The sequence below is a fragment of the Rhizobium sp. R634 genome, from assembly GCF_002211305.1.
Lineage (GTDB): Bacteria > Pseudomonadota > Alphaproteobacteria > Rhizobiales > Rhizobiaceae > Rhizobium.
In genome coordinates, this window is the sequence record NZ_LOKW01000024.1 from 73,750 (window position 1) to 99,030 (window position 25,281).

Annotated in this window: 25 protein-coding genes; 15 read left to right on the plus strand and 10 right to left on the minus strand. The window is 62.5% G+C overall.

The genetic code is table 11. The features are described from left to right. Positions 1-144: 144 nt before the first annotated feature. Positions 145-795, plus strand: coding sequence for a GntR family transcriptional regulator (locus tag ATY77_RS20895; RefSeq protein WP_088688971.1), 651 nt, complete (start codon positions 145-147; stop codon positions 793-795). Positions 796-893: 98 nt separating this feature from the next. On the opposite strand, the gene ATY77_RS32640 is transcribed toward ATY77_RS20895, so the two are convergent. From ATY77_RS32640 to ATY77_RS20905, 3 genes are all read right to left on the minus strand, one after another. After that, the gene (locus ATY77_RS32640; protein WP_141103957.1) at positions 894-1,316 is read right to left on the minus strand and encodes a hypothetical protein; all 423 of its coding nucleotides are present in this window, start codon (positions 1,314-1,316) and stop codon (positions 894-896) included. 57 nt (positions 1,317-1,373) lie between these two features. After that, positions 1,374-1,688 (minus strand): EthD family reductase, encoded by a 315-nt coding sequence (locus ATY77_RS20900; RefSeq protein ID WP_088688672.1) that lies wholly within the window; start codon positions 1,686-1,688, stop codon positions 1,374-1,376. A gap of 162 nt (positions 1,689-1,850) precedes the next feature. Then, positions 1,851-2,252, minus strand: coding sequence for a thioesterase (locus tag ATY77_RS20905; protein WP_088688673.1), 402 nt, complete (start codon positions 2,250-2,252; stop codon positions 1,851-1,853). Between the two features lie 188 nt (positions 2,253-2,440). On the opposite strand from ATY77_RS20905, the gene ATY77_RS20910 reads away from it, so the two are divergent. The 5 genes from ATY77_RS20910 to dxs all read left to right on the plus strand — a co-directional run bounded on the left by ATY77_RS20910 (position 2,441) and on the right by dxs (position 7,566). Next, positions 2,441-3,376: a histone deacetylase family protein gene (locus ATY77_RS20910; RefSeq protein WP_088688674.1), complete on the plus strand. Its 936-nt coding sequence runs from the start codon at positions 2,441-2,443 to the stop codon at positions 3,374-3,376. Positions 3,377-3,378: 2 nt separating this feature from the next. Further along, on the plus strand, positions 3,379-3,630 hold the full coding sequence (locus tag ATY77_RS20915; protein WP_088688675.1) for an exodeoxyribonuclease VII small subunit: 252 nt from the start codon (positions 3,379-3,381) through the stop codon (positions 3,628-3,630). An 88-nt stretch (positions 3,631-3,718) separates the two neighbouring features. Next, the gene (locus tag ATY77_RS20920; protein ID WP_088688676.1) at positions 3,719-4,486 is read left to right on the plus strand and encodes an SDR family oxidoreductase; all 768 of its coding nucleotides are present in this window, start codon (positions 3,719-3,721) and stop codon (positions 4,484-4,486) included. Positions 4,487-4,561: 75 nt separating this feature from the next. Then, positions 4,562-5,485, plus strand: coding sequence for a pirin family protein (locus ATY77_RS20925; RefSeq protein WP_088688677.1), 924 nt, complete (start codon positions 4,562-4,564; stop codon positions 5,483-5,485). 164 nt (positions 5,486-5,649) lie between these two features. Then, the gene (dxs, locus tag ATY77_RS20930) at positions 5,650-7,566 is read left to right on the plus strand and encodes a 1-deoxy-D-xylulose-5-phosphate synthase (RefSeq protein WP_088688678.1); all 1,917 of its coding nucleotides are present in this window, start codon (positions 5,650-5,652) and stop codon (positions 7,564-7,566) included. Positions 7,567-7,657: 91 nt separating this feature from the next. Here the strand turns inward: dxs and ATY77_RS20935 are convergent, their stop codons facing one another. Further along, positions 7,658-9,604 (minus strand): methyl-accepting chemotaxis protein, encoded by a 1,947-nt coding sequence (locus ATY77_RS20935; RefSeq protein ID WP_088688679.1) that lies wholly within the window; start codon positions 9,602-9,604, stop codon positions 7,658-7,660. 216 nt (positions 9,605-9,820) lie between these two features. Then, on the minus strand, positions 9,821-10,816 hold the full coding sequence (locus tag ATY77_RS20940; protein ID WP_088688680.1) for a DUF4424 domain-containing protein: 996 nt from the start codon (positions 10,814-10,816) through the stop codon (positions 9,821-9,823). 131 nt (positions 10,817-10,947) lie between these two features. On the opposite strand from ATY77_RS20940, the gene ATY77_RS20945 reads away from it, so the two are divergent. Further along, a complete protein-coding gene (locus tag ATY77_RS20945) occupies positions 10,948-11,694 on the plus strand; it encodes a TlyA family RNA methyltransferase (RefSeq protein ID WP_088688972.1) in 747 nt (248 codons plus the stop codon). Beyond that, the gene (locus tag ATY77_RS20950) at positions 11,691-12,941 is read left to right on the plus strand and encodes a class I SAM-dependent RNA methyltransferase (RefSeq protein ID WP_088688681.1); all 1,251 of its coding nucleotides are present in this window, start codon (positions 11,691-11,693) and stop codon (positions 12,939-12,941) included. Before ATY77_RS20945 ends, ATY77_RS20950 begins: the two co-directional genes overlap by 4 nt. Before the next feature lie 59 nt (positions 12,942-13,000). Here the strand turns inward: ATY77_RS20950 and ATY77_RS20955 are convergent, their stop codons facing one another. Continuing rightward, on the minus strand, positions 13,001-13,450 hold the full coding sequence (locus ATY77_RS20955; RefSeq protein WP_088688682.1) for a helix-turn-helix domain-containing protein: 450 nt from the start codon (positions 13,448-13,450) through the stop codon (positions 13,001-13,003). A gap of 84 nt (positions 13,451-13,534) precedes the next feature. On the opposite strand from ATY77_RS20955, the gene ATY77_RS20960 reads away from it, so the two are divergent. Both ATY77_RS20960 and ATY77_RS20965 read left to right on the plus strand, forming a co-directional pair. Next, positions 13,535-14,353, plus strand: a complete 819-nt coding sequence (locus tag ATY77_RS20960; RefSeq protein WP_088688683.1) for an oxidoreductase — start codon at positions 13,535-13,537, stop codon at positions 14,351-14,353. 81 nt (positions 14,354-14,434) lie between these two features. Continuing rightward, on the plus strand, positions 14,435-15,439 hold the full coding sequence (locus tag ATY77_RS20965) for an MBL fold metallo-hydrolase (RefSeq protein ID WP_088688684.1): 1,005 nt from the start codon (positions 14,435-14,437) through the stop codon (positions 15,437-15,439). A 142-nt stretch (positions 15,440-15,581) separates the two neighbouring features. On the opposite strand, the gene ATY77_RS20970 is transcribed toward ATY77_RS20965, so the two are convergent. Both ATY77_RS20970 and ATY77_RS20975 read right to left on the minus strand, forming a co-directional pair. After that, positions 15,582-16,334, minus strand: a complete 753-nt coding sequence (locus tag ATY77_RS20970; protein WP_088688685.1) for a crotonase/enoyl-CoA hydratase family protein — start codon at positions 16,332-16,334, stop codon at positions 15,582-15,584. 9 nt (positions 16,335-16,343) lie between these two features. Next, positions 16,344-18,122: an acyl-CoA dehydrogenase gene (locus ATY77_RS20975; protein ID WP_088688686.1), complete on the minus strand. Its 1,779-nt coding sequence runs from the start codon at positions 18,120-18,122 to the stop codon at positions 16,344-16,346. A 205-nt stretch (positions 18,123-18,327) separates the two neighbouring features. Between ATY77_RS20975 and ATY77_RS20980 the strand changes: the two genes are divergently transcribed. Further along, entirely contained in the window at positions 18,328-19,323 is a 996-nt protein-coding gene (locus ATY77_RS20980) for a transporter (protein ID WP_088678491.1), read from the plus strand. 180 nt (positions 19,324-19,503) lie between these two features. Further along, the gene (locus ATY77_RS20985) at positions 19,504-19,767 is read left to right on the plus strand and encodes a DUF982 domain-containing protein (RefSeq protein WP_088678492.1); all 264 of its coding nucleotides are present in this window, start codon (positions 19,504-19,506) and stop codon (positions 19,765-19,767) included. A gap of 128 nt (positions 19,768-19,895) precedes the next feature. On the opposite strand, the gene ATY77_RS20990 is transcribed toward ATY77_RS20985, so the two are convergent. Further along, on the minus strand, positions 19,896-20,366 hold the full coding sequence (locus ATY77_RS20990; RefSeq protein WP_088688687.1) for a BA14K family protein: 471 nt from the start codon (positions 20,364-20,366) through the stop codon (positions 19,896-19,898). Positions 20,367-20,501: 135 nt separating this feature from the next. After that, positions 20,502-21,746 carry an aromatic ring-hydroxylating dioxygenase subunit alpha gene (locus ATY77_RS20995; RefSeq protein WP_088678494.1) on the minus strand — a complete coding sequence of 415 codons (1,245 nt, stop codon included), beginning with the start codon at positions 21,744-21,746 and terminating at the stop codon, positions 20,502-20,504. Between the two features lie 406 nt (positions 21,747-22,152). Between ATY77_RS20995 and ATY77_RS21000 the strand changes: the two genes are divergently transcribed. The 3 genes from ATY77_RS21000 (at position 22,153) to ATY77_RS21010 (ending at position 25,273) form a co-directional block, all read left to right on the plus strand. After that, positions 22,153-22,761 carry a DUF6656 family protein gene (locus ATY77_RS21000; protein WP_088678495.1) on the plus strand — a complete coding sequence of 203 codons (609 nt, stop codon included), beginning with the start codon at positions 22,153-22,155 and terminating at the stop codon, positions 22,759-22,761. 68 nt (positions 22,762-22,829) lie between these two features. Then, positions 22,830-23,804 (plus strand): L-threonylcarbamoyladenylate synthase, encoded by a 975-nt coding sequence (locus tag ATY77_RS21005; protein WP_088688688.1) that lies wholly within the window; start codon positions 22,830-22,832, stop codon positions 23,802-23,804. 32 nt (positions 23,805-23,836) lie between these two features. Beyond that, on the plus strand, positions 23,837-25,273 hold the full coding sequence (locus ATY77_RS21010) for an FAD-binding oxidoreductase (protein ID WP_088688689.1): 1,437 nt from the start codon (positions 23,837-23,839) through the stop codon (positions 25,271-25,273). The last annotated feature ends 8 nt before the right edge of the window (positions 25,274-25,281 follow it).

Below are 25,281 nucleotides of genomic sequence, written 5' to 3' on the forward strand. Positions count from 1 at the left end.
TAAAGGCGTCCGCATTACAGGCGCCTTGAGCACTGCTTTCCATCGCGGGGCTTCGTCTGTAGTATGTACATTGGCACTCTTCGTACACGACGTCAACGTTTGTGTATACAAGAATGGCATTTATGTATGGAGGAAGCGAAGGAAATGTCCGAGAATGTCGGCCGGTGGCTACGCGATGAGATTGAAAATGCGATACTTTCCTACGAATTCGCCCCCGGCGAACGGCTCGATGAAACCGTGCTTGCCAATCGCTTCGGTGTGTCGCGGACGCCTGTGCGCGAGGCGCTGATGCAGCTTGATGCCATCGGCCTCATCGAAATCCGTCCGCGCCGCGGCGCCATCGTGATCGATCCGGGCCCGCACCGCATTTACGAGATGTTCGAGGTCATGGCCGAGCTCGAGGGCCTGGCCGGATCGCTCGCCGCCCGCCGGCTGGACAAGGCCTCCCGGGACGCGATCACCGCGACCCACGGCCGCTGCGAACAATCCGCCGCCGCCGGTGACAGCGACGCCTATTATTACGACAATGAGGAATTTCATAAGGCCATCTACGCCGCGAGCCGCAGCGACTTCCTGCAGGAGCAGTGCGTGCAGTTGCATCGACGCCTGCGCCCCTACCGCCGTCTGCAGCTGCGCGTACGCAACCGCCTGTCGACATCCTTCTCGGAACATTGCGCCATCGTCGATGCGATCTTTGCCGGAGATGGAGACGAAGCCCGCCGCCTGTTGCGAACCCATGTCGGCATTCAGGGAGAAAGGTTCAGCGATCTGGTCGCAAGCATGGCGGCGAGATGAGTGGCAGGCGGTGACCGATCGCTGCACGATCCTTTATTCGGCTCTGCCCGGATATCTAGCTCATCGCTTTGAGAGATCGGAGCTGAAGCAACCCCGGCTCACTTGTCTTCGATTTTTGGGATCACGCCTGAAAACGTCCGGGAAACCTCGTTCCCATCAGGAAAGCCTTCGGTCACGACCGTAAATCTGATCCAGCCCTTCCATCCTATAAGACCAGTGCGCTTCGGCGCGATCACCGCTACCACGATGTCCTCATTCGGAACGACGTAAACGGCACGAACTCCCGGACCTGGCTCTGAGTGCAACACTGCGGGGACCTTTCCGCCCCCCGGCTTGGCACCTGCATAGAGCGGAGAACCGTCACCTAACGGTGCGACTGCGCTTATGAAGCACGTACTGACATAACCCTCGCCGTTGAAGAAAAGAGGACCTTGATAGGGACGAGGAGGTTCATCATCGCTCCAAGCAGCGCTGACCGACACAAGCAACAGGGCAGTAGCGAGCATTGAACGTCGCGTCACCGAACGGCTCCTCTAACCCCGGAAAGTTCAACGGCTACGCCTGACGCGCCGAAGCCCCTACCCTCCAACGACTTCGCTGATCTGCACGATGGGCGCGATGTCGGTATAGTTGGCGACGTCCGCGGCGATCTCCGCGCGGTGGGGACCGAGCGCCTCCTGGAATATCTCCAGGGTCGGTGAGTAGACGTGACAAGCCGCGACGAACGCCGGCGCGCTTCCAGGTTCGCGACCCGCAAGGCCCTTCTCGATCTCGTAGCGCAGGCAGGCATCGCCGAGCCGTTCCTGGATCAGTGGCATATGGCGGGTGCGGTAGTAGTCGTGATCGAACTTCGAGCCGCCATCGGCCGGATAGTAGACGCTCATCTTAATCATGGTCGGGCTCCTGCCTGAACGCCGCTCCGAGCGTCCGAGGGCCTTCATAGCTCACGGGCTCGCAAAGCGCATCCGGATTTTGGCTGAAGCGAGTTTGACGAGAGCACGGTAGTTTTCGCTGTACTTTTCGAAGCGGGTGGCGACGGCACGGAAGTGCGTGACCTAGTCCAAAAACCGATAAAGCCAATCGCGTGTTTCCTCCGGCAGCGAGGCCGGCTGCTGATCTTCGCCGCTGCGGGCCTGCCAGATGATTTCCACCTCGGCGGCGCGCTCCTCGCCGGTGTCGATCGAAACGAGGAAGCCGATTGAACGCACGCCGATCTTGTCGACGGCGGCCGTAAAAAGGGCCGGCTCGTCGTAATGCAGCGGGCGGTGGAGAACGCAGGTAATCTTGCTGGCGCTATAGACCGGTTCGTCCTCGACCTCGGGCCGAGCCGACCAGAAGCTCGCAATGACGGATTCGGCATAGGAAATATAGGAAGCCAGGAACATCCGGCCGGTCATATCGACATCGCGAAACGGCACATGTATTTCCGTCACACCCGGGCGTTTCGACTGACTCATCAACAACTCTGCCTGCAAAATTCCCCGTTAACGACAGTAGCACGTGGTTTTTCGAAGTAAACGGCTGAGATGACGCGAATTTATAATGCCGCCGCCGGCGAGATGGTGCGGCGGAGCGCTTGTTGAAATCGTCCCGCCACGCCCCATCTGCTGTGGAACATGACACAAGCGGCCGATAGAGTGTCTCCATGAGCACCCGTCTTTATGAACACCCGATCTTCCTGGAACATGTGACGCCCGCCGGACATCCGGAGCGGTCGGACCGGATCCGAGCCATCAATGTGGCGCTGGAACATCCGAATTTCGCCCGGTTGGAGCGCCGGCAGGCGCCGCAGGCGAGCGAGGATGCGGTGCTGCTTGCGCATCCGGAGGAACATCTTGCCGCCGTGATGCGGGAAATTCCCGAGGAAGAGGATGAGATCAACCAGCTCGAAGCCGATACCTACGCCAGCCAAAAGAGCCTGCAAGCGGCGCTGACCGGCATCGGCGGCGCGATGGCGGCCGTCGACGACGTCTTTCTGGGCCGGGCCGACAATGCCTTCGTCGCCGCCCGCCCTCCGGGGCATCATGCCGAAAAGACGACGGCGATGGGTTTCTGCTTCTTCAACAATGCGGCGATCGCCGCCCGCCACGCGCAGAAGGCGCATGGCGCCGAGCGCGTCGCCATCGTCGATTGGGACGTACATCACGGCAACGGCACGCAGGATATCTTCTGGGATGATCCTTCGGTGCTGTTCTGCTCGACGCATCAGATGCCGCTCTATCCCGGCACCGGCGCCAAGGAAGAAAAGGGCAAGCACAACACCATCGTCAACGCGCCGCTTTCGCCGAATGTCGGCAGCGATCATTTCCGCGAGGCGTTCAAATCGCGCGTATTGCCGGCGCTTGCCGATTTCCGGCCGGATCTCATCATCATCTCCGCCGGCTTTGACGCGCACCACCGCGATCCGCTGGCACAGATCAATCTGACGGGCGAGGATTTCGACTGGGCGACCGGGCGCATCCTGGAACTCGCGGACCGGCACGCGCAGAACCGGGTCGTCAGCCTGCTCGAAGGCGGCTATGATCTGGAAGGGCTCGCCGAATCGGCGGGCATGCATATTCTGAGAATGATGAAGGGTTGAGAATGACTGACAGCGCCAAGCCGGAAGTGACCGGCCTTTCCTTCGAAAAGGCGGTCGCCGAACTCGAAAGCATCGTTGCGCGGCTCGAACGCGGCGACGTGGCGCTGGATGAATCGATCGAGATTTACGAGCGCGGCGAAGCGCTGAAGAAACATTGCGAGACGCTGCTCTCGGCCGCCGAAAACCGCATCGAGAAGATCCGGCTCGATCGTGCCGGCAAGCCGCAGGGCGTCGAACCGCTGGACGGGGCCTGAGCGTACGAAGCAGCCTTTCAAAGGCTGCTTGGCGATCGGCTTGCAGCCGATCTATGATCCCCTTCAAGAACCATGAGGGGACAGACAGATGACGGACAGATTGAACGGCAAGGTCGCCATTATCTCAGGCGGCGCCACAGGCATGGGCGGCGCGGCCTCGAAGCTGTTTGCGGCGGAAGGCGCGCGTGTCGCGATCATCGACCGCAATGGCCAGGCGGCGGCCGAAACCGTCAAGGCAATCCGCGATGCCGGCGGTGAGGCCGACCACTGGACCGCCGACGTCTCGGATGAAGCAGCCGTCAATGCCGCCGTCGCCGGCGTCGAAGAACGTTATGGCGCCGTCACCGTGCTCTTCAACCATGCCGGCACCATCGTCATCAAACCTTTCCTGGAAACGACCCTTCAGGAATGGGACTGGCTGCACGCCGTCAATGTGCGCTCGATGTTCTTGATGACCAAGGCAGTGCTGCCGAAGATGATTGCGGCCGGAGGCGGTTCGATCGTCTGCACCTCGTCGATTTCTGCCGTCGCCGCGACCCCGATGGAAGTGCTTTACGACACAACGAAAGGCGCCGTGCATATGTTTGCCCGTGCGATTGCGGTGGAATTCCGCGACCGCAATATCCGCTGCAACGCCGTCTGCCCCGGCTTCATTCGCACGCCGCACGGCTTGCGCGAGGTGGCCGACCTGCAGGCGCTCGGCGTCGATGTCTCGGATGCCGCGATCGCTGCCCAGCAGGGGCGGATCGGCGAGCCGGAAGATGTGGCTCGGGCCGCGCTCTATCTCGCCAGCGACGAGTCCAACTTCGTCAACGGCGCCCATCTCTTCGTTGACAACGGCTTCACCGCGATCTGAGCGGACATGTTCGATTGGACGCGCCGCGCTCCAGTCCCTATCTATCGCGGATGTTTCTGAGATCGGAGATCCGACATGTCGTTCTTTCCAGGCAAAGATCCCCTGCCCGGCGATGCCTTCGCCTGTGACGCGATCGAGAACCTGATCATTCCGCGCACCAGCGATATCGGCGGCTTTCAGGTGCGGCGCGCGCTGCCCACGCGGCAGCGCCGGCTGGTCGGGCCGTTCATCTTCTTCGACCGCATGGGGCCGGCGATCCTGAAGCCGAACGAGGCGCTCGACGTCAAGCCGCATCCGCATATCGGGCTGTCGACGGTCACCTATCTCTTCGACGGCGAGATCCGCCATCGCGACAGCCTCGGCACCGAAAAGGTCATCCGTCCCGGTGACATCAACCTGATGACGGCAGGCCGCGGCATCGTCCACTCCGAGCGCACGCCCGAAAATCTGCGCGGCCATCCGCTGCTGATGTCAGGCCTGCAGACGTGGCTGGCGCTGCCCGACGACAAGGAGGAGATCGATCCCTCCTTCGCCCATACGGAAAAGACCGAGATGCCGCTGATCGAAACTTCAGGTGTTCGCGGGCGTGTCGTCATCGGCTCGTTCGAAGGCATGACGTCGCCGGTCGGCACCTTCTCCGATACGCTCTATGTCGATCTCAATCTGGAGCCGCGCGCCAGCTTTCCCTTCGGCGCCGGCCATGAGGAACGCGCCGTCTACGTGCTTTCCGGCGAGGTCGTCATATCGAGCGACCGTTTCACCGCCGACCAGTTGCTGGTCTTCCGGCCCGGTGATCCGATCACGCTCGAAGCCGGCAGCGAGGGCTGTCACCTGATGCTCTTCGGCGGCGCTGCGCTGAATTCGAAGCGCTACATCTGGTGGAATTTCGTTTCCTCCTCGAAGGAACGGATCGAAAAAGCCAAGGAGGAGTGGCGCACCGGCCGCTTCGATATCGTTCCCGGCGACGAAGAGGAATTCGTGCCTTTGCCGGAAAGCTGAACCATCAGGATTAGAAGAAATAGAGCAGGATATCCTTCGAAAACCGCTCACACTTTTCGACATCATGCTCTAAGGTCAAACCTTCGGTTCCTGAAATGCACTTGTTTTGCCGCATTCTAATCGAATAAAGCGAGACAAGGAAAAGCAAGAAAGAGCGCCCGCCCGTGACACAACTGCCGAAGACCCCCCTGCTCGACCAGGTCACCTACCCCGCCGACCTGCGCAAGCTCGAGGATCGCGACCTGCCGCAGCTTGCGCGCGAGGTCCGGGACGAAATGATCGATGCCGTGTCGCGCACCGGCGGCCATCTCGGCGCCGGCCTCGGCGTGGTCGAGTTGACGATTGCCATCCACAGCGTCTTCGACACGCCGAACGATCGGCTGATCTTCGATGTCGGCCACCAATGCTATCCGCATAAGATCCTCACCGGCCGGCGCGACCGCATCCGCACCTTGCGCCAGGAAGACGGGCTGTCCGGCTTCACCCGCCGGGCGGAGAGCGAATATGACCCGTTCGGCGCGGCGCATTCCTCGACCTCGATCTCGGCCGGTCTCGGCATGGCGATCGCCGCCGATCTCGACAAGACCGACCGGCGCGTCATCGCCGTCATCGGCGACGGGGCCATGTCGGCCGGCATGGCCTATGAGGCGCTGAACAATGCCGGCGCGCTCGACGCCCGCCTCATCGTCATCCTTAACGACAACGACATGTCGATCGCGCCGCCGACAGGCGCGATGAGCGCCTACCTCGCCCGCCTTGCCTCCGGGCGCACCTATATGGGCTTCCGCGACTTCGGCAAGAAACTGACGGCCTATCTCGGCAAGAACATCGACCGGGCGATCACCCGCGCCGTCGAACATGCCCGCGGCTACGTCACGGGCGGCACGATGTTCGAGGAGATGGGCTTCTATCATATCGGGCCGATTGACGGCCATTCCTTCGACCATCTGCTGCCGGTGCTGCGCAACGTGCGCGACAATGGGCGCGGGCCGGTGCTGATCCATGTGGTCACGCAGAAGGGCAAGGGCTATCCGCCGGCGGAAGCCGCAGCCGACAAATATCACGGCGTCAACAAGTTCGACGTCATCACTGGCGCGCAGGCACGGGTGAAGCCGAATGCGCCGAGCTATACGAGCGTCTTTGCCGAGGCGCTGGTGCAGGAAGCCACTCTCGACGACAAGATCGTCGGCATCACCGCCGCCATGCCGAACGGCACCGGCCTCGACAAACTCGCCGAAGCCTTCCCGTCGCGCTGCTTCGATGTCGGCATCGCCGAACAGCATGCCGTGACCTTCGCCGCCGGGCTTGCGGCGGAAGGCTACAAGCCGTTCGCCGCGCTCTATTCCACCTTCCTGCAACGCGCCTACGACCAGGTCGTGCACGACGTGGCGATCCAGGGCCTGCCGGTGCGTTTCCCGATCGACCGCGCCGGTTTCGTCGGCGCCGACGGGCCGACCCATGCCGGCTCCTTCGACACCGCCTTCCTCGCCACCCTGCCCGGCTTCGTGGTGATGGCAGCGTCCGACGAGGCCGAACTCAAGCATATGGTGCGCACCGCCGCGGCCTATGATGCCGGCCCGATCTCGTTCCGTTATCCCCGTGGTGAAGGTGTCGGCGTCGAGATGCCGGTACGCGGCGAAATCCTGCAGATCGGCAAGGGCCGTATCGTCAAGGAAGGCGCGAAAGTGGCGCTGCTCTCCTTCGGCACCCGGCTTGCCGACTGTCTGCTTGCCGCCGAGGATCTCGATGCGGCCGGCCTTTCGACGACGGTCGCCGACGCCCGCTTCGCCAAGCCGCTCGACCACGACCTGATCCGCCAGCTTGCCCGCCACCACGAGATGCTGATCACCGTCGAGGAAGGCTCGGTCGGCGGCTTCGGCAGCCAGGTGATGCAGTATCTCTCAAGCGAAGGCCTGCTCGACAACGGGCTGAAGATACGTTCGCTCGTCATGCCCGATATCTGGATGGAGCAGGCAAAGCCCGAAGCGATGAATGCCCATGCCGGGCTCGACCGCGCCGGGATCGTTTCGACGGTCTTCCGGGCGCTGGGGCGCGGCGTTGCGGTTGGGGTGGCTGGGTAGATCTTGGCTGCCATATCATCATGAAAAAGGGCGGCGCATCCACTGCGCCGCCCTCTTCGTTTGACGTCCCTTTCCGAGAAAGAGCGCCCTATCAGAACTCCGTCCAGTCTTCCTGGACGGCGGCTGCCGCGGTTGCCTGCCTGCCGCCGAAGGCCTTCGTGACCTTGCCGGCGAGCGCGCGGGCCGGGGAGGCGACCGGGCGGGACGCCGTGCTGGCGACGGCGGCGCGCGGTGCGGCGGCATCGGATCTCACCTGGCCGAGCTTGAACTGATGCAGCAGTTGGTCCAGAGCGCTCGCTTCCTGGGCGAGCGCATGGCTTGCCGCTGTCTGCTCTTCGACCATCGCGGCATTCTGCTGCGTGCCCTGGTCCATATTGTTGACGGCAGTGTTGATCTCCTGCAGCCCGATCGACTGTTCGCGCGTGGCGGTGACGATCGCGTTGACGTGGTGGTTGATCTCCTGCACTTCGGCAACGATCGCTTCCAGCGCCCTGCCGGTTTCACCGACCAGCGAAACGCCGGTCTGGACATGGGTGCCGGAATTGGTGATCAGCGCCTTGATCTCCTTGGCGGCATTGGCCGAGCGCTGAGCGAGCTCGCGCACTTCCTGGGCAACGACAGCAAAGCCCTTGCCGGCGTCGCCGGCGCGCGCCGCTTCGACGCCTGCATTGAGAGCGAGCAGGTTGGTCTGGAAGGCGATGTCGTCGATGACGCCGATGATATTGGAGATTTCGCCCGAGGACTTCTCGATCTGCTCCATGGCGGAGACAGCCTTGCGGACGACTTCGCCTGATTTTTCGGCGCCGAGGCGGGTGCGCTCGACGAGATTGCCGACGTCCTCGGCACGCTTGGCGCTATCGCGGACCGTCGTCGTCACCTGCTCGAGCGCTGCGGCGGTCTCTTCGACGGCGGCAGCTTGCTGCTCGGTGCGGTGGGCAAGATCGTCGGCGGCCGAGCGGATCTCGCCGGCGCCAGCGTTGATCGCCGAAGCATTGTGGCCGACCGACTGGAGAGCCGCCTGCAGCTTTTCGACGGCGTGGTTGAAGTCGTTGCGCAGCGTGTCGTATTGCGACGCGAACGGCGTCTGGATGCGTGCTGCGACATCGCCCTCGGCAAGGCCGGCAAGGCCGCTCGCCAGAGCATCGATGGCAAAGCGGAGTTCGCCTTCCTCGCGCGCCTTCTGTTCGTCGGTTGCCCGGCGCTGGCGCTCGGCTTCGTCACGCATGCGGTCGGTCTCGCCGGAAAGGCGCAGCTTCTCGATCGCGGCCTGCTTGAAGACCAGCACCGACTGGGCCATGAGGCCGACTTCGTCGCCGCGGTCCGTGGCCGGAACCTCGATGTCGTTCTGGCCGCCCGCCAAGCGATCCATGGCGGCGGTCATGCCGACGATCGGGCGGACGATGGTGCGCGACATCAGCCAGGCGAGAATGGCGGCGGCAAGCGAAGCGACGATGCCGCCGGCAAGCAGCGTCGTCTTCAGATCGCTGTTGGCATCGGCACGGAACGCAGCCAGCTCTTCAGACTTCTGACGTGCGGTGGCCTTGATTTTGGCCGAGGCCTGACGGAAGCCATCGAGCTGACCCTTGGTGGCGTTGACGCCGATCTTGACGACCTCTTCGATCGGCATGTCGGTCTCCTTGCGCGCCTTGGTCTGCGGCTCGGCAAGCTCATGGAAATAGAGATCGGCGGCCTTCTGCATGCCGTCGATCATCTCGACCAGCTGCGGCTCGCCGGCGGCCGTCTGCTTGGCAGCGGCAATCGCCTTCAGCATACGCTCGCGGTTGGCGAAGACGTCGCCATAGGTGCTGTCGCTGCGGAAGAGAATGAAACCGCGCAGATTGACCGCCTGCTCGAGCATCGCCTGCAGCGCATCATCGATCTGATTGACGAGCAGCTCGGACTTTTCCTGCTCGGCGGAAGCGGCCGCGGACGCCGTCGCCTTGGAATAGACGAAGACCGAGATGGACATGAAAATGAGGATGAGGGCTGCGAACGTGGCCGCAAGCTTGCCGTTCAAGGATATGTTTTTAGCGGACATCGATGAATCTCTCCTGACGAGTCGACGCGACGAGAGCCGGGGTCGCGCGAAACGCGCAACTGCAAGGCTTCTGAATTTGGAACATGATCGGCGGGGAGACGCCTGCGCCTTCATGGCGCGAAGCGGTTCGCAGGAACCGCTGCAATCGAGCCGAACCTATGTGCGCAGACTTTAAATTTGCTTAAATTGCGGACCGCATCGGCAGCAGGCCCGCATTTATTGCGCCTCGGGCGGATTGAGGATAAGGATATCGAAATCCTTCTCGGGATCGAAATCCTCTGATGTCATCCGGAACGTCGTCGGACCGATCTTCTGAACGTTGCTGCCGCAGAAGCTGATGAGGTTGCCGGGCTTGCCCTTGTCGACCGTCAGCTGGAAGCGCCGGATCGGTCCGGCCCAGTTGGAGCCGGTCGACAGCACATAGGAAATCCAGCTTTCGGTGTAGTTGGCGCCTCCCGCCTCGGCTTCGCTGGCGCGCTGCTGGGCGGTCCTGACGAAGTCTCCGTCCAGGCAGTATTTGCGGGCATATTGTTTGAAACGCTCGCCTTTCGCCTCACCGTTTTCGAGAAAACTGATGGCGACGGTGCCGCCGACGGCCGGTTTGTAACGGTGCTGGACGCTCACTCTCTTCTTCGCCGGAAACACGGTGCGCCACCAGTAGGTCGAGCGCAGCGTCCAGAGCGGCACCAGATCGACCTTGCCGGCGCCACCAGCCATGGGATAGACGAGACCGCGGGCGATCCAGTCCTTCCGGACGGTTTGGGGAAGCTTGGCCAGTGCGTCAGCCGTCTTCGGGCTCATGGGCATAACGGGAATGCCGAGCTTGGCGAACTCGTCGGTCACGTCGATGCCGAGCGAGACGACCCGCTGCTGCAGGTCGGCCTTGATCGGCCTGCCGTCCTGCACGGTGGAAAAATGTAGGAAATTGTCGCTGTCATAGTCGGAGATGGCGGTATCGCCATCCAGGCGGCCCGTGATATCGGGCATCGGAAAGGCGACCAGGCTCTCGACGTCCTTGTCCGAGGTATTCTCGAAGACATAGTCGACACGCACTTCCGAAGCGGAGATGAAAAGATCCTCCTCCGCCATGCTGACATCGTCGGATTGGGCAAAGATCAGCCCGCCGGTCTTGACCTCGGCCAGCGTGTCATTCGCCGAAACAGGCGATGCGATCGCCGCTGCCGCGACAAGAAGAGTGAAGAGCTTCATCATGAAACACCCCCGTTCCTGCGGCCGCCCCGCGATTGCCGCGGCAGGATTATCGCCGAAAGCTTTTGAGGGTCAATGACGATCCCGGGAACAAAATGCTTGCAACCGGCGGCTTTGCCGGTCATTCACAGCCGATGTCCGATCAAAATACCCAGCGCCTCGACCAGCTTCTCGTCTCCCGCGGTCTCTTTGCCAGTCGCTCGCGGGCCCGCGATGCGGTGCAGCGCGGAACCGTCCGGATCGGCGGCCAGGTGGTGACGAAGGCCGGCGCGCTCTTTGGCGACGACGCTGCCATCGAGATCGACGATCCGGCGCAGGACTATGTCTCGCGCGCCGCACTGAAGCTTGCCGGCGCCCTCGACCATTTCCGGCTCGATCCCGCCGGCCATCACTGTCTTGATATCGGCGCTTCCACAGGCGGCTTCACCGAGGTGCTGCTGCAGCGGGGTGCCCGGCACGTCACCGCGATCGATGTCGGCCATGGGCAGATGCATCCGCGCATATCAGCCGATCCGCGGGTGACCAGCAAAGAGGGCCTCAACGCTCGTAACCTGACGGCAGAAGATATCGGCCATCCCGCCACCTTCATCGTCTCCGACGTCTCCTTCATTTCGCTGAAGCTCGCACTGGCGCCGGCGCTCGATATCGCCGAACCGGGCGCAACCGCCGTCCTGCTGGTCAAGCCGCAGTTCGAGGCCGGCCGCGAGGCGATCGGCAAGGGCGGCTTGCTGAAAGATCCCTCTTCCGCTCCAGCCGTCGCATCGGAATTGGAGCGCTGGTTCATCGAGGACATGGGCTGGAAAAGCCTCGGCCTCATCCCCTCCCCGATTTCCGGCGGCGACGGCAATCAGGAATTCCTTCTGGCAGGATTGAAACCGTGAGCACAGAAACCGTCACGATCGAAAAGCTCGGCGCCCAAGGCGACGGCGTCGCCAGCAGCGCCACTGGGCCTGTTTATGTGCCCTTCGCATTGCCTGGGGAAACGGCGGCGATCGCCCGCGTCAAAGGCCACGGCACGATCATGTCGATCGCAACGCCCTCACCCGACCGGCAGGAGCCGCCCTGCCGGCATTTCGGTCCCGATGGCCTCAACGGCACCTGCGGCGGCTGCACGCTCCAGCATCTGGCCGATGCGCCTTACCGCGCCTTCAAGAGACAGCTGGTCATCGATGCGCTGAAATCCAAAGGACTCACACCCGAGGTCGGCGAGGTCGTTCCGGCCCGGCCGGGCGAACGCCGGCGCGTGGTCTTTGCGGCGCGCAAGACCGAGAAGGATATGCTGATCGGTTTCAACCAGGCCGAAAGCCACCATATCGTCGCGATCGAGGAATGTCCGATCTCGTCGGCAGGGATCATCGCCCGGCTGCCGGCGATCAAGGCGATTGCCGCATCGCTGGCGACGGGCGCCGAACCCTTCCGGATTGCCGTGCTCGAAACGCTTTCCGGTCTCGATGTCGCTGCCGACGAGGTGAAGAAACTCTCCGACCAGCAGCGGCGAAAGGCGATCGAGACCGTACTCAGCCTGCGCGGCATCGCCCGCGTGACCGTCAATGGCGAGATCCTCGTCGAGCCCTCAAAGCCGCTGATCGATTTCGGCGGCGTCCCGGTTTCACCGCCGCCGGGCGGCTTCGCCCAGGCGACGAAACCGGCGGAAGAGGCGATGGCCGAGCTGGTGCTTGCCCATGCCGGCAAGGCGAAGCGGATCGCCGATCTCTTCGCCGGCGCCGGCACGTTTTCGCTGGGGCTGGCGCGGATCGGCCGCGTGCATGCCGTCGAGGCCGAGGCAAAGGCGCTCGCAGCGCTCGATCACGCCGCACGCAACACGCAGGGACTGAAACCCGTCACCGTCGAGAAGCGCGATCTCTTCCGCCGCCCGCTGATGACGCAGGAGTTCAAGCCCTTCGACATCGTCGTCTTCGACCCGCCGCGTGCCGGGGCAGAGTTCCAGTGCAAGGAACTGGCCCGCTCGGCAGTCAAGAAGATCGCGGCCGTCAGCTGCAATCCGCTCACCCTGGCGCGCGACCTGGCGATCCTCGTCGAAGGCGGCTACCGGATCACCAGCGTAACGCCGATCGACCAGTTCCTCTGGACCTCGCATGTCGAAGTGGTGGCGACACTGGAGAAATAGGCGCCTGCCTGACACTTCGCATCGACGGGATCGCGATATGCCGGAGCGTCGAGAACATCTTATTGATCGGCCGGCTCGCTGGCCCCGGGCAAACTCATGCGCATTGGCCGCGTTCCGAGCTTTGCACCCGTGACGGCATCGATTGCGACAGGCTCGATCTCCAGGCCCGATTCGATATCGATATAGCGGGCGAGTTCTCCATCGCAATGGCGCTGCGCCCAAGCCCCGATCATCATCAAAACAGGCAGAAAATCGCGGCCGGCTTCCGTGAGGACATATTCTTCGCGGGGCGGCCGTTCGGAATAGAGTCGCCTCTCAAGCAGACCGTCCTCCGTCAGCGCCTTGAGACGCTTGGTCAACATCGTCGGCACGATGCCGAGGCTCTTCCTGAACTGATCGAAGCGGGTGAGGCCCGTATGGGCGTCCCGCAAGACGAGAATGCTCCACGCATCGCCGACTGATTGAAGGCCGCGGGCGACCGGGCACTGGGGAATCGGATTATTTTTCATTTAGTATCTTTTCGATAGTGACACGATATCGAAAAGATAGTAACAGATTGATGGACAACGATCCACACCTTGAAAGCTGACAATATGACCGACAGAAACAGAAAGGTTGCGCTGGTCACCGGCGCGTCCTCAGGCATCGGCCTTGCAACGGCGGAGTCTCTGGTGAAGGCCGGCTACCGCGTGTTCGGGACCAGCCGCAAACCGGCCGCCGACAGGCCCGGGATAACGATGCTGGTCTGTGACGTGGCCGAGGACGCTTCGGTCCAGGCGGCTGTTGCGGAAGTCGTCCGGCAAACCGGCCGGCTCGACCTCGTCGTCAATAATGCCGGTATCGGCCTTATCGGCGGCGCCGAAGAATCCTCGATCGCCCAGGCACAGCGGCTTTTCGACGTGAATGTCTTCGGCGTGGCGCGCGTCGCCAATGCCGCATTGCCGGTCATGCGGAAGCAGAAGAGCGGCCGGATCATCAACATGAGCTCGATCCTCGGCCTCATTCCGGCTCCGTACAACGCCTTCTATGCTTCAACCAAACATGCGCTCGAAGGCTATTCGGAATCGCTTGATCATGAAGTGCGCAACTTCGGCATTCGCGTCGTTCTCGTCCAACCCGGCGTCACCCGAACATCCTTCGAGGAAAACCTGACACGAGCAGACCAACCTCTTCCGGTCTATGCTTCGGAACGCGCCCGCAGCGAAGCGCTGATGCGCAAATGGGTGGAGACGGGCGACGCGCCTGAGATCGTCGCCGACATGGTCGTGAAAGCCGCAACTGCAAAGACGCCGAAACTGCGCTACTCCGCAGGCAAGCAGTCCCGCCAGGTCCGCTCGCTTCGCCGCTACCTCCCGGAGCGGCTGGTCGACAGCCTACTGCGAAAGGTCAATGAGTTTCCGGCCTCAGCCTGACTGTTTGATTGAGGACGGATTCAGATTTCAAGCCGACACGCTTAAAGTCATCCTGTCCTCGGCCAAGGAAACCGATTCCGAATGCGCAAGACCAGAAGACGCAATCCCTACTATGCCGGCCCGGTGTCCGATCACTTCGACGGCACCTTTTTCTTCAATCCCGAAGGGATCGAGCCGCTTGGTTTCCGCGAACTCTTGCGGTGGCAGTTCGGCGGCGGCCGTGAGCGGTGGCCTCGGTCGGTTCCCAGTCCATTTGCGGCCGTCAAACCGGATCCACGTGTCGGCGGCGAGGATCTGCGGGTGACGATGGTTGGGCATGCAACCATGCTGGTGCAGGTCGCCGGGATCAATATCCTCACCGACCCGGTGTGGTCGGAGCGGGTCAGCCCTTTCACCTTTGCCGGACCCAAACGCGTCGTCGAGCCGGGTATTGCCTTTGATGATTTGCCGCCCATCGATCTCGTGCTGGTATCACACAATCATTATGACCATCTCGATATTACGACGCTGAAACGGTTGCATACGAAGCATCGACCGAGGGTCGTGACGCCGCTCGGCAACGACACGATCATACGCCGTGCCATGCCCGATATACAGACGACAGCTATGGACTGGGGCGAGCGCATCTCGCACGCCGGAATAAGCATCGACGCGGAACCTGCACACCATTGGTCAGCCCGCGGCACCGCCGATCGCCGGATGGCGCTTTGGGCGTCGTTCGTTTTGTCGACGCCAGCCGGCAAGATCTATCACGTCGGCGATACGGGCTTTCACCGCGGCATCAATTACAAAGCGGCACAGCAGAAGCATGGCGGCTTTCGCCTGGCCATTTTGCCCTTCGGCGCATATGAGCCACGATGGTTCATGGAAGGGCAGCACCAGAATCCGCATGAGGCGGTGATCGGGATGAAGCTGCTAAATGCGGCCTATGTGGCCGGGCATCACTTCGCCACGTTCCAACTGACAAATGAGGCGGTCGACGCGCCGACAAGAGCGTTGCAAGACGCAATGCGCGAGCATGATATTGCCCCGGACCGGTTCCGGCCGCTCAGGGCCGGAGAGGTATTCAATGTCCCGGCGATCTGATCGCTATCAGTTTGCCCCCGGTTGCGGTGTCGACGACTTGCCATGAACTTTTCGGAGACGATCGAGATCACGGTCAAGCAGATGCCCGTGGCGGGTAAACCTAGCCAAACCATCCAATATGCCGCGGAAGGCTGCCGACCATTCAACGCCGCATGAAGGCTTCGAAGGCGGCGCGGGCTTCGGCGCTTTTCAGCCGCGCGGCGAAATGGCGGGCCTCGACATCGATGCGGGCGATGATCTCATCCCGGGAGCCGCAAATGAGGTCGCGGGCAATCTTCAGGGCCTCCGGCGGCTTGGCGGCGAGTTTTGCAGCCGCGGCAAGCGCGGCGTTTTCCACCTCTTGCGGCGCCGTCACCTTCCAGACGAGGCCGGCCTCACGCGCTTCCTCGGCGCTGAAGGCTTCGCCGGCGGCCAGCATCGCAAAGGCGCGCTGGTGGCCCATGACGCGGGGTGCAATCAGGCTGGAAGCCGCTTCCGGCACCAGCGCCAGATCGACGAAGGGCGTGCGGAACTGGCTGCGGTCGGAGGCGATCGTCAGGTCGCAGTGAAGGTTGAGGGTGGTGCCGATGCCGATCGCCAGGCCGTCGACCCCGGAGACGAGCGGTTTTTCGGATCTGGCGAGCGCGTAGAGGAAATCGATCAGTTCGTCTCCCATGCTGCCGCCCATGGCAGTGGCAAGAAAATCGCCGATGTCGTTGCCGGCCGAAAAGCTGCCTTCGGTGCCGAGGAAGACGGTCACCCGGATATTTGCATCCGCATTGGCGGCATTCAGTGCATCGGCCATGGTGCGGTACATCGCCCGCGTGAAGGCGTTCTTCTTTTCCGGCCGGTTGAAGCGGATGATCTGGACGCCGGGATAGGCGGAAGGCTGCTCGACGATGATGTGATCGGTCATTGGGTTTCCTCAGGCAAGCAGGATACGAGCGGCAGCGAGACTTGCTGCGCCGTTGACGACCCGGTCGCGAAGGGCCGCCGTCTCGGCGAGCAGGTTTTCGGCAGCGAAGCGGCAAAGCGCGATGCGGTCCCCGCCGGCGCCATCGGAAGTCTCGGCGAGAGCCCCCTTGGCGAGATAGCGGCCGGTGAGCGCGAGCCCGAACAGTCGCTGATAGGGCGTGGCGCCGGAGAGCGCCTCGGCGGTCCGGCCATCGGCAAGCGCCTTTAACAGCCAGGCGGTGGCCTCGTCGAGGTCGACGACGGCAGCGTCGAGCCTGGCCGCCGTTTCTCCGAAACCATCGAGATTGGACCCTCGGACATCTTCCGCGGTCTTTCTGATCTCAGCGATGAAGCCTCTCACATGTTCGCCGCCGGAGAGCGGCAGCTTGCGGGTAACGAGGTCGATCGCCTGAATGCCGTTGGTGCCTTCATAGATCGGGGCGATGCGGGCATCGCGGAGATAACGGGCGGCGCCCGTCTCCTCGATGAAGCCCATGCCGCCATGCACCTGGATGCCGAGAGAGGCGACATCGACGCCGGCATCGGTCGAGAATGACTTGGCGATCGGCGTTAACAGGGCGGCGCGCTCCTGCCAATACTGACGATCGCCGCCTGCCCGGTGCGACATGTCGATCGCATGGGCGCAGGCATAGGAGATGGCGCGCGCGCCTTGGGTCAGCGCCTTCATGGTGAGCAGCATGCGGGCGACATCGGGGTGTTCGACAATCGGGCTCATGCCGGCGCCGGCCCACCCGGGCGCCCTGCCCTGTGTGCGCTCCCTGGCATAGGCGAGAGCCTTCTGGGTGGCGGCTTCCGAGACCGCCACACCCTGCATGCCGACGGCAAGGCGGGCGTTGTTCATCATCGTGAACATGCAGGCCAGGCCCTTGTTCTCCTCGCCGACCAGCCAGCCGACCGCGCCCTTTTCGTCGCCGAACTTGCCGTCGCCATAGATCATCGTGCAGGTCGGCGATCCGTGGATGCCGAGCTTGTGCTCCAGCGAGTGGCAGAACAGATCGTTGCGGGCGCCGAGGGAACCATCGTCGTTCACGAGGAATTTCGGCACCAGAAAGAGCGAGATGCCGCGTGTGCCGGCCGGCGCATCCGGCAGGCGGGCCAGCACCAAATGGATGATGTTTTCGGCGGCGTCATGCTCGCCCCAGGTGATGAAGATCTTCTGACCAAAGATGCGGTAGCTGCCATCGGCGCGGCGCTCGGCGCGGGCCTTCAGGACGCCGAGATCGGAGCCTGCATGCGGCTCCGTCAGGTTCATGGTGCCGCTCCATTCGCCCGATACCATCTTTGCCAGATATTTCTCCTTCAGCGCGTCGCTGCCATGAGCGCTGACGGCCTCGATGGCGCCCATCGTCAGGGTCGGAGCAAGGGCAAAGGCCATGGAACCGGAATTCCACATCTCGAGCGCCGCGACATTCAACATATGCGGCAGCGCCTGTCCGCCGAATGCCTCCGGTGCCGTCAGGCCGTTCCAGCCGCCGGCGATCCAGTTGCGATATAGATCGCGCCAGCCATCCGGCAGCCGAACTTCGCCGTTTACCAGACGAGCGCCCTGGCGGTCGCCGATGTCGGCGAGAGGGGCCACTTCCTCTGTGGCAAAACGTCCCGCCTCAGCCAGGATCGCATCGACGAGGTCTTCGCCGAGATCGCCGAGAAACCCCTTTGAAATCGCCTCGCCCATGCCCACTACATGCTTCAATGTGAACGCGATTTCCTCGACGGGCGCCTTGTACATGCTTTTCTCCTCCGCAGACCGTTCTGCGCGCGGCAAAACCTCTCCAGCGTCAGGGCTAATTGATTTTTACGTAAACGTCAATTTCGATTTCCCGGGGCGCCATGCAATAATTTCCGCGGCATGGCGCTTGGCTCTTGCACCCTTGCATAAATGGACGTCATGGAGAAATAAGAATGAAATCGCCTTCGCAAAGGACCGGCGAACAATGGACACATTGCCCGTCAACATACCCGGTTTCGTCTGGGCCTACCGCTTTTCGCCCAGCGAAAAGACCGCAGTGCGACTGACGAACAGTGCGACGGTGGCGGAACTGACTGCCGATGACGGTTTCTACTGGCTTCACCTCAACCTTGCCGATGCCCGCGTGCCGGCGTTGCTCGATACGCTGGAGGGGCTAACGGAGGACGCGAAATCGGCGCTGACGACGCGCGACACGCATGCGGCGATCACCGTCGACGAGCAGATGCTCTACGGCACTCTCGTCGATTGCCAGCGCGATTTCGCCCAGGACACCAACAATCTCGGCTGGCTGCATTTCGCCATGTCCGACCGCTTCATCATCACCACCCGGCTGCAGCCGCTGCGCAGCGTCGAGCGGGCGCGGGCGCTGATCGAAAAAAATCCGGGCAAATTTACCCTTCCGGTCGATCTCTTCGAACTGCTGGTGATCGAGTTCCAGCGCACGCTGATCGCGATCGTCATCGAACTCACCGAAGAGCTGAACCTGATCGAGGACATCGTCTACGACAATGCGCCCCGCGACGAGCGACGGCGCCTGGCGCCGGTGCGGCGAACCGTGGTCAGGCTGCACCGGCATCTGCGCACCGTGCTGGCGCTGATGCGCCGGGCCGCGGCGGCCGATGATGACGAGATGCCCTTCGGCTTCGATGACGTCGCGCGGCGATTGACGAGCCGGCTGGAAACGGTCGACCACGATATTTACGCCCTGCAGGATCGGGCGCGCCTGCTGCATGAAGAAATCGACTCGAAGCAATCCTCCGAGACCAACCGCCACCTCTATCTGCTGTCGATCATGACGGCGTTCCTGCTGCCGCCCACCCTCGTCACGGGGTTTTTCGGCATGAACACGGCCAACCTGCCGTTTTCCATCGGCGACTACGGCACCGAATATGCCGTCATCCTCATCGTCGCCTCGATCGCATTCGCCTGGTGGCTGCTGCGGCGGGTGAATATTCTTTGAAGTTGTGAGAGCTGGGGTGGGCGCTGCCGCCCCTCATCCGCCTGCCGTCCAGCTGCTGTTTTGCCTCGACGATGGCAGATCCCACCGGTCGACGCTCGGGTGATCGAGTTGTTCATGCACCTCGCCAGGAATGGTTTTTGCACGGTTACTAATATATTTACCGTGGGGAGACCTAATGTCATGAAATGGTGCACATCCGAAGAATTTGCCCCTCTGATGCTCGTGGTGAGTGGGCCGGAAAAATACAAGCTTGTTGCAACCCTTGTGCAGGCTGCCGAGATGCTGACGGTTGGCTGGCCGATCGACGATGGAGACGAGTATTTGATTGCGATTAGGGCATGCCGGGACGCAATTCATGGAGAAATTCCGGCAGAGGACGCGCGAGCAGCGCTTATCCGTGCCGCCGACGAAGCTGGCATTTCAGTGATAACAGCCGTTCACTGAGTTTCGCGGCCGACGATGAAATGGACTCGCGGGCATGGATCCTCGGCTCAAGGCCGAGGATGAGGAAGGGTGGGGCGATGTTCGGGCCCACGCCTCCGCCGAAGCAACTCGCGTCGCGCTACGTCACCTCAATAGGGCGAATAGCACTGCTGACGCGGACCGTTATATGGCTGGAACGTGTTGTCGTAAGCCCGATAGGAGCGGTAGCGGTTGGCGCACCAGGCGATGTGAGCCGAGCCCATGCGCGGGGCGGGCGCGACATAACGCGGCTGCGCGGCAATGGCTCCGCCAATGACCGCGCCCGCGCCGAAGGCGGCGAGCGGATACCAATATCCGTTATAGCGGCGATAGCCCGGGCGATAGTAGGAATATCCGCGATAGCCGCCGTAATAGCCAGGCCGGTAATAGGCGCCGGGGCGATAGCCGGGCCGGTAATAGTCGCCGCGATAATAACGGCGGTACTGGATGCTCTCGACCGCGGAGGATTTCTCCACCTGCGGTGCGCTCGGCATCTGCATTGCCTGCGACGGCGCGAAGCCCGTCACAATGACGGCGGCGGCCAGAACTGCGGTTGCGATCTTGTTACTCAAACTGAACATTTCTCTCTCCCATTCGACAGCGAACACCGCCTGCTCAGCAACGCCTTCGCGCCCGAATGGTTCCGAAAGCGGCCGGGACCGGCTGCTTTCGTTTTTTAAAGAAATCGAACTGAACCGGGGATTAACCGGGAGCGCTCAGGCAACGGCGGAAATTTTCGCCTGATCGCCCTGGAGGCGGTTCACCATGAAGTTCGAGTACCATTCGAGGAACTGCATGACGCCGCCTTCATGCACGGCGGAATAGGGGCCGGGCTCATAGGCAGGCGAATGGATGCCGAAAGCATTCTCTTCGACGATGCGGCGATCCTGATCGTTGGTCTCGGTCCAGACGTGCGTCAGTTCTTCCAGATTGTAGTCCACGCCCTCGACCGCGTCCTTGTGGACGAGCCACTTGGTCGTGACCGCCGTCTCATTGGCGCTGAGCGGCAGCACGCGGAAAGAGATGGCATGGTCGCCGAGCAGGTGGTTCCACGTCGTCGGATAGTGGAAGAGCAACATGGTGCCGATACGGTTGATCGAGATATCGTCGGAGATCCGGCGCTTGACGGCGGGCTTGCCCGACATGGTGTAGCTCTCGGCATCCTCGATCAGCGGCATGCGGGCGGTGCGGAACTGGCCGTCCGGGGAAATCTGGAACTTGCTCGGCAGGCCGGCAGCCTCGCAGCGCGCCCAATGGCCGGCGATCTCCGGATCATCGGCGCCGCCATCCGTGCCGGTCACGCTCGGCGCTTCGGGATAGGTGCGGCAGAGCTCGGGGTGATTGGCGGCGCAGTGATAGCACTCGCGGTTGTTCTCCCAGACGAGCTTCCAGTTGCCCTTCTCGATGATCGTGCTCTGGAAGGCGACCTTGGTCTCGCCGATCCGGTGCGGCGCCACATAGGGCTCGACCTTGTCGCGCACCGTCTTGAAATCCGGGGCGGAGTCGGCGAGGCAGATGAAGATGTAGCCCGCGACGCTTTCGCAATGAACGGGCTTCAGGTTGAAGCCGGTCTTGTCGAAATCGTCGCCCATGTGACGGGCGAAAGCGAGTTTACCATCGAGATCGTAGGTCCACTGGTGATAGGGGCAGACGAGACGGACGGAGGAGCCGTGGTCCTTGGTGCAGACGCGCGAGCCGCGATGGCGACAGCTATTGTGGAAGGCGCGGATGACATTGTCACGGCCGCGGACGATGACCACAGGGTAGCTGCCGATCTGGACGGTGAAATAGGCTCCGGGCTTCGGCAGCTCGCAATCATGGCCGATGAACAGCCAGTCTCGATAGTAGATCATCTCCATGTCGAGCTGGAAATAATCCTCGTCGATATAGAACGGCTGTTCGAGGCTGAAGCCCTCGCGGCGGTTCTTGAGCTGACGTAAAACGTTGCTACGAATATCCATCTTCTTGTCCTCGTGCACCCGGCTACCGCCTTCGAGAAAGAAGGCCGGCGGAAGCGCGCCCGCTTCCTTCTCCTTCGGGAGAATTGTTTACGGCGTCATTTAATCACCTGGTATGGCCGCCGCGTGGTTACAATGCGACATCGGCTTCGAAATTGACGACAGGATGCAAGGCAGCGCAAACGCCTCGCCCCGATCGTTCAATTCGCCCGGCTTTCCAGCATCTATCGTCAATTGCGACACGGCGTAAAGACCACAGCTGGCGAGCGATTGGCCGAACCGCATCGATAATCATCGTATTTACGACATTGACAAGCAGTTAAGGCCCGTCCGGCGGCCGCTTTAACTCCGCCTTAAGCATACGGTCCTATCCTCCCGGGGATTACAGATCGACCGAAGAACGCGAACCATGGCCAAACTCCGTTATTTCGACGCGAAAATACCGAGCAAATCGCCGGAGCGGCAGCTGATCACCGCGCATTCGGAATTCTTGCGCACCGGCCGCATCACCCGCGACCGGCGCCATTGGCTGGCCGAGGAAAAGCGTTACCTCACCCATGAAGAAGTGGCGGCGAAAACCGGCCGCAAGCTGGAGGCGGCCGGCGAAAAGACCCATCAGCATATCAACGGCTTCCACCGCTCCATCCAGTTTCCGAGGATGATCTTCCACCGGACGCTGGAGGACAGCCCTCATCTCGGCTATTGCCACGTCACCGCCGCGCGAACGAAGTTCGCACATTACGAAGACGTCAGCTGGGCCTTCTACATCGCCAATTTCTATTCCGACATCGGCGACAACGACAACTTCTTCGAACGCATCGATGTCGGCTATTCCAGAATGTATTTTGCCGTGGCAATCAAGCCGGGCGAGGATTCTACGGAAAAGATGTCCATCGACCGCTCAGTGCGCGGCAACGGGCTACTCTTCCGCACGCACGATCCGCAGGCGGCGATCCGCAATATCCTGCTGCTCGGCGCCCGCAACGAGCAACTGCGCGAAATCATCCGCCAGCTGTGAGCGAACAAGGCGATTGATCGCGGGCGACGGAAAGCCTAATGACTGCCGGAACCGGACACAGGCAGCATATGGCACGCATCATCGACATCAGGTCAGACAAGCAGGCAGCGCTGGAAGCGGCCTGCGCCGCGCTTACCGACGGCTTCGCCATCGCCATTCCGACGGAGACCGTCTACGGCCTTGCAGCCGACGCCACCAATCCGGCGGCAATCACCCGCATCTACGAGACCAAGGGACGGCCGCGCTTCAACCCGTTGATCTGCCATATGGCCGATCTCGAAATGGCCGAAGAGCATGCCGTATTCGACCCGGTCTCACGGGCGCTCGCCATCGCCTTCTGGCCCGGCCCGCTTACGCTCGTGCTGCCGCTGAAGCCTGACAGCCCGATCCACTCGCTTGCGACTGCCGGGCTCGACAGCGTCGGCGTTCGTGTGCCGAAGGGTTTCGCAAGTTCCTTGATCGAAGCCTTGGGACACCCGCTCGCGGCCCCCAGCGCCAATACTTCGGGTGCCATCAGCGCGACGAGTGCGGCCCATGTCGAAGCCGATCTCGGGACGAGGATCCCCCTGATCCTCGATGCAGGCCCAAGCGCGGTCGGCGTCGAATCGACCATCGTCAAAGTCGAGGATGGCCGGCTGAGACTGCTCCGGCCCGGCGGGCTGGCGGCGCGCGAGATCGAACGCGTCGCAGGCCGGCCGCTGCTGCGTCCGAAAACGGCATCGGCCGCGATCGAGGCGCCGGGCATGCTCGCCTCGCATTATGCGCCGGGCGCTTCCGTGCGCCTCAATGCGACGGCCGTGGAACCCGGGGAAGCGCTGATCTCTTTCGGCAGCGCTCCGGTCTCCGGGGCCGACGGCGCGCGGATCGTCCTCGATCTCAGCCCGCGCGGCGACCTTGCCGAGGCGGCGGCAAATCTTTTCGACTACATGAAGCGGGCCGATGCCAGCGGCGCGTCGAGCATCGCCTTTTCGCCCATTCCCGAGGAGGGACTGGGCGAGGCCATCAACGACCGTCTGCAAAGGGCTGCCGCCCCGCGCGACTGACAGACCGATAGAAGCGATAGAGGATCGACCTGATGAGCAGCCCCGGCATTTCCACCGATCTTCTCGACCGCTTCGCCGCCATCGTCGGCGAGAAATACGCGCTCCGCAGCGAGGCCGACCTTGCGCCGCATCTGGTCGAAAACCGCGGCCTCTATCACGGCTCCTCCCCTCTCCTTTTAAAACCCGGCTCGGTCGAGGAAGTCTCCGCGATCATGAAGCTCGCGACCGAGACGGAAACGGCAATCGTGCCGCAGACCGGCAATACCGGTCTCGTCGGCGGCCAGACACCGCGCGCGGGCAAGTGCGATATCATCGTCTCGCTTGAGCGCATGAAAAGGATCCGCGACGTCGATCCGGTGGCGAACGTGCTGGTGGCCGATGGCGGCGCCATTCTTGCCGAGGTGCAGAAGGCTGCCGAGGCGCATGGGCGGCTCTTTCCGCTGTCGCTCGGTTCGGAGGGCTCCTGCCGCATCGGCGGCAACCTTTCCACCAATGCCGGCGGCACGGCCGTGCTTGCCTATGGCAATATGCGCCAGCTCTGCCTCGGTCTGGAAGTGGTGCTGCCGACCGGCGAAATCTGGGATGGCCTGCGCCGCCTGAAGAAAGACAATACCGGCTACGATCTGCGCGACCTCTTCATCGGCGCAGAAGGCACGCTCGGCATCATCACGGGCGCGGTGCTGAAGCTTTTCCCGCAGCCGCTCGGCCATCAGGTGGCATTCGCCGGGCTGCATTCGGTCGAAGATGCGCTTGCGCTTTTCAACCTTGCCTCCAGCCTCTGCGGCGCCTCGCTCACCGGCTTCGAACTGATGCCGCGCTTCGGGGTCGAGATCACCGCCCGCCACATCGACGGCGTCCGCGATCCGCTGGAAACGGCCTATCCCTGGTACGTGCTGATCGATATCTCCACCTCGGACTCGGCCGAGACGGCGGAGCGGATGATGAATGGCCTGCTGGAACAGGGCTTCGAGGCTGGACTGGTGCTGGATGCCGTGATCGCCTCATCCGTGGCGCAGCAGAAAGCGATATGGCATATGCGCGAGAGCATGTCGGACGCTCAAAAGCCCGAGGGGGGCTCGATCAAGCACGATGTTTCCGTCCCCGTGTCGAGGATCCCGCATTTCATGGCCGAAGCCGAGACGGCAGTGATGGCGGCGATGCCGGGCGCCCGGATCTGCGCCTTCGGCCACATGGGCGACGGCAATATCCATTACAATATTTCCCAGCCGATCGGCGCCGACAAAGCCGCTTTCATCGCCCGCTGGCATGAGATGAACCATATCGTTCACGGGCTGGTGCTCGCCCACGGCGGCTCGATCTCGGCCGAGCACGGCATCGGCCAACTGAAGCGCGACGAACTGGCGACGATCCGCCCGGCGATCGAAATCGAGCTGATGCGCCGCATCAAACGCGCCTTCGATCCGGCTGATATCATGAATCCTGGAAAGGTCGTCAGCCTCGACGTGTGAGGCTGACC

Excerpts from the sequence above, each read along its gene's own strand:
- ATY77_RS20895 (WP_088688971.1), top strand. The coding sequence starts at position 145 with ATGTCCGAGAATGTCGGCCGGTGGCTACGCGATGAGATTGAAAATGCG.
- ATY77_RS20900 (WP_088688672.1), bottom strand. The coding sequence starts at position 1,688 with ATGATTAAGATGAGCGTCTACTATCCGGCCGATGGCGGCTCGAAGTTC.
- ATY77_RS20905 (WP_088688673.1), bottom strand. The coding sequence starts at position 2,252 with ATGAGTCAGTCGAAACGCCCGGGTGTGACGGAAATACATGTGCCGTTT.
- ATY77_RS20910 (WP_088688674.1), top strand. The coding sequence starts at position 2,441 with ATGAGCACCCGTCTTTATGAACACCCGATCTTCCTGGAACATGTGACG.
- ATY77_RS20915 (WP_088688675.1), top strand. The coding sequence starts at position 3,379 with ATGACTGACAGCGCCAAGCCGGAAGTGACCGGCCTTTCCTTCGAAAAG.
- ATY77_RS20920 (WP_088688676.1), top strand. The coding sequence starts at position 3,719 with ATGACGGACAGATTGAACGGCAAGGTCGCCATTATCTCAGGCGGCGCC.
- ATY77_RS20925 (WP_088688677.1), top strand. The coding sequence starts at position 4,562 with ATGTCGTTCTTTCCAGGCAAAGATCCCCTGCCCGGCGATGCCTTCGCC.
- ATY77_RS20935 (WP_088688679.1), bottom strand. The coding sequence starts at position 9,604 with ATGTCCGCTAAAAACATATCCTTGAACGGCAAGCTTGCGGCCACGTTC.
- ATY77_RS20940 (WP_088688680.1), bottom strand. The coding sequence starts at position 10,816 with ATGATGAAGCTCTTCACTCTTCTTGTCGCGGCAGCGGCGATCGCATCG.
- ATY77_RS20945 (WP_088688972.1), top strand. The coding sequence starts at position 10,948 with ATGTCCGATCAAAATACCCAGCGCCTCGACCAGCTTCTCGTCTCCCGC.
- ATY77_RS20955 (WP_088688682.1), bottom strand. The coding sequence starts at position 13,450 with ATGAAAAATAATCCGATTCCCCAGTGCCCGGTCGCCCGCGGCCTTCAA.
- ATY77_RS20960 (WP_088688683.1), top strand. The coding sequence starts at position 13,535 with ATGACCGACAGAAACAGAAAGGTTGCGCTGGTCACCGGCGCGTCCTCA.
- ATY77_RS20965 (WP_088688684.1), top strand. The coding sequence starts at position 14,435 with ATGCGCAAGACCAGAAGACGCAATCCCTACTATGCCGGCCCGGTGTCC.
- ATY77_RS20970 (WP_088688685.1), bottom strand. The coding sequence starts at position 16,334 with ATGACCGATCACATCATCGTCGAGCAGCCTTCCGCCTATCCCGGCGTC.
- ATY77_RS20975 (WP_088688686.1), bottom strand. The coding sequence starts at position 18,122 with ATGTACAAGGCGCCCGTCGAGGAAATCGCGTTCACATTGAAGCATGTA.
- ATY77_RS20980 (WP_088678491.1), top strand. The coding sequence starts at position 18,328 with ATGGACACATTGCCCGTCAACATACCCGGTTTCGTCTGGGCCTACCGC.
- ATY77_RS20985 (WP_088678492.1), top strand. The coding sequence starts at position 19,504 with ATGAAATGGTGCACATCCGAAGAATTTGCCCCTCTGATGCTCGTGGTG.
- ATY77_RS20990 (WP_088688687.1), bottom strand. The coding sequence starts at position 20,366 with ATGTTCAGTTTGAGTAACAAGATCGCAACCGCAGTTCTGGCCGCCGCC.
- ATY77_RS20995 (WP_088678494.1), bottom strand. The coding sequence starts at position 21,746 with ATGGATATTCGTAGCAACGTTTTACGTCAGCTCAAGAACCGCCGCGAG.
- ATY77_RS21000 (WP_088678495.1), top strand. The coding sequence starts at position 22,153 with ATGGCCAAACTCCGTTATTTCGACGCGAAAATACCGAGCAAATCGCCG.
- ATY77_RS21005 (WP_088688688.1), top strand. The coding sequence starts at position 22,830 with ATGGCACGCATCATCGACATCAGGTCAGACAAGCAGGCAGCGCTGGAA.
- ATY77_RS21010 (WP_088688689.1), top strand. The coding sequence starts at position 23,837 with ATGAGCAGCCCCGGCATTTCCACCGATCTTCTCGACCGCTTCGCCGCC.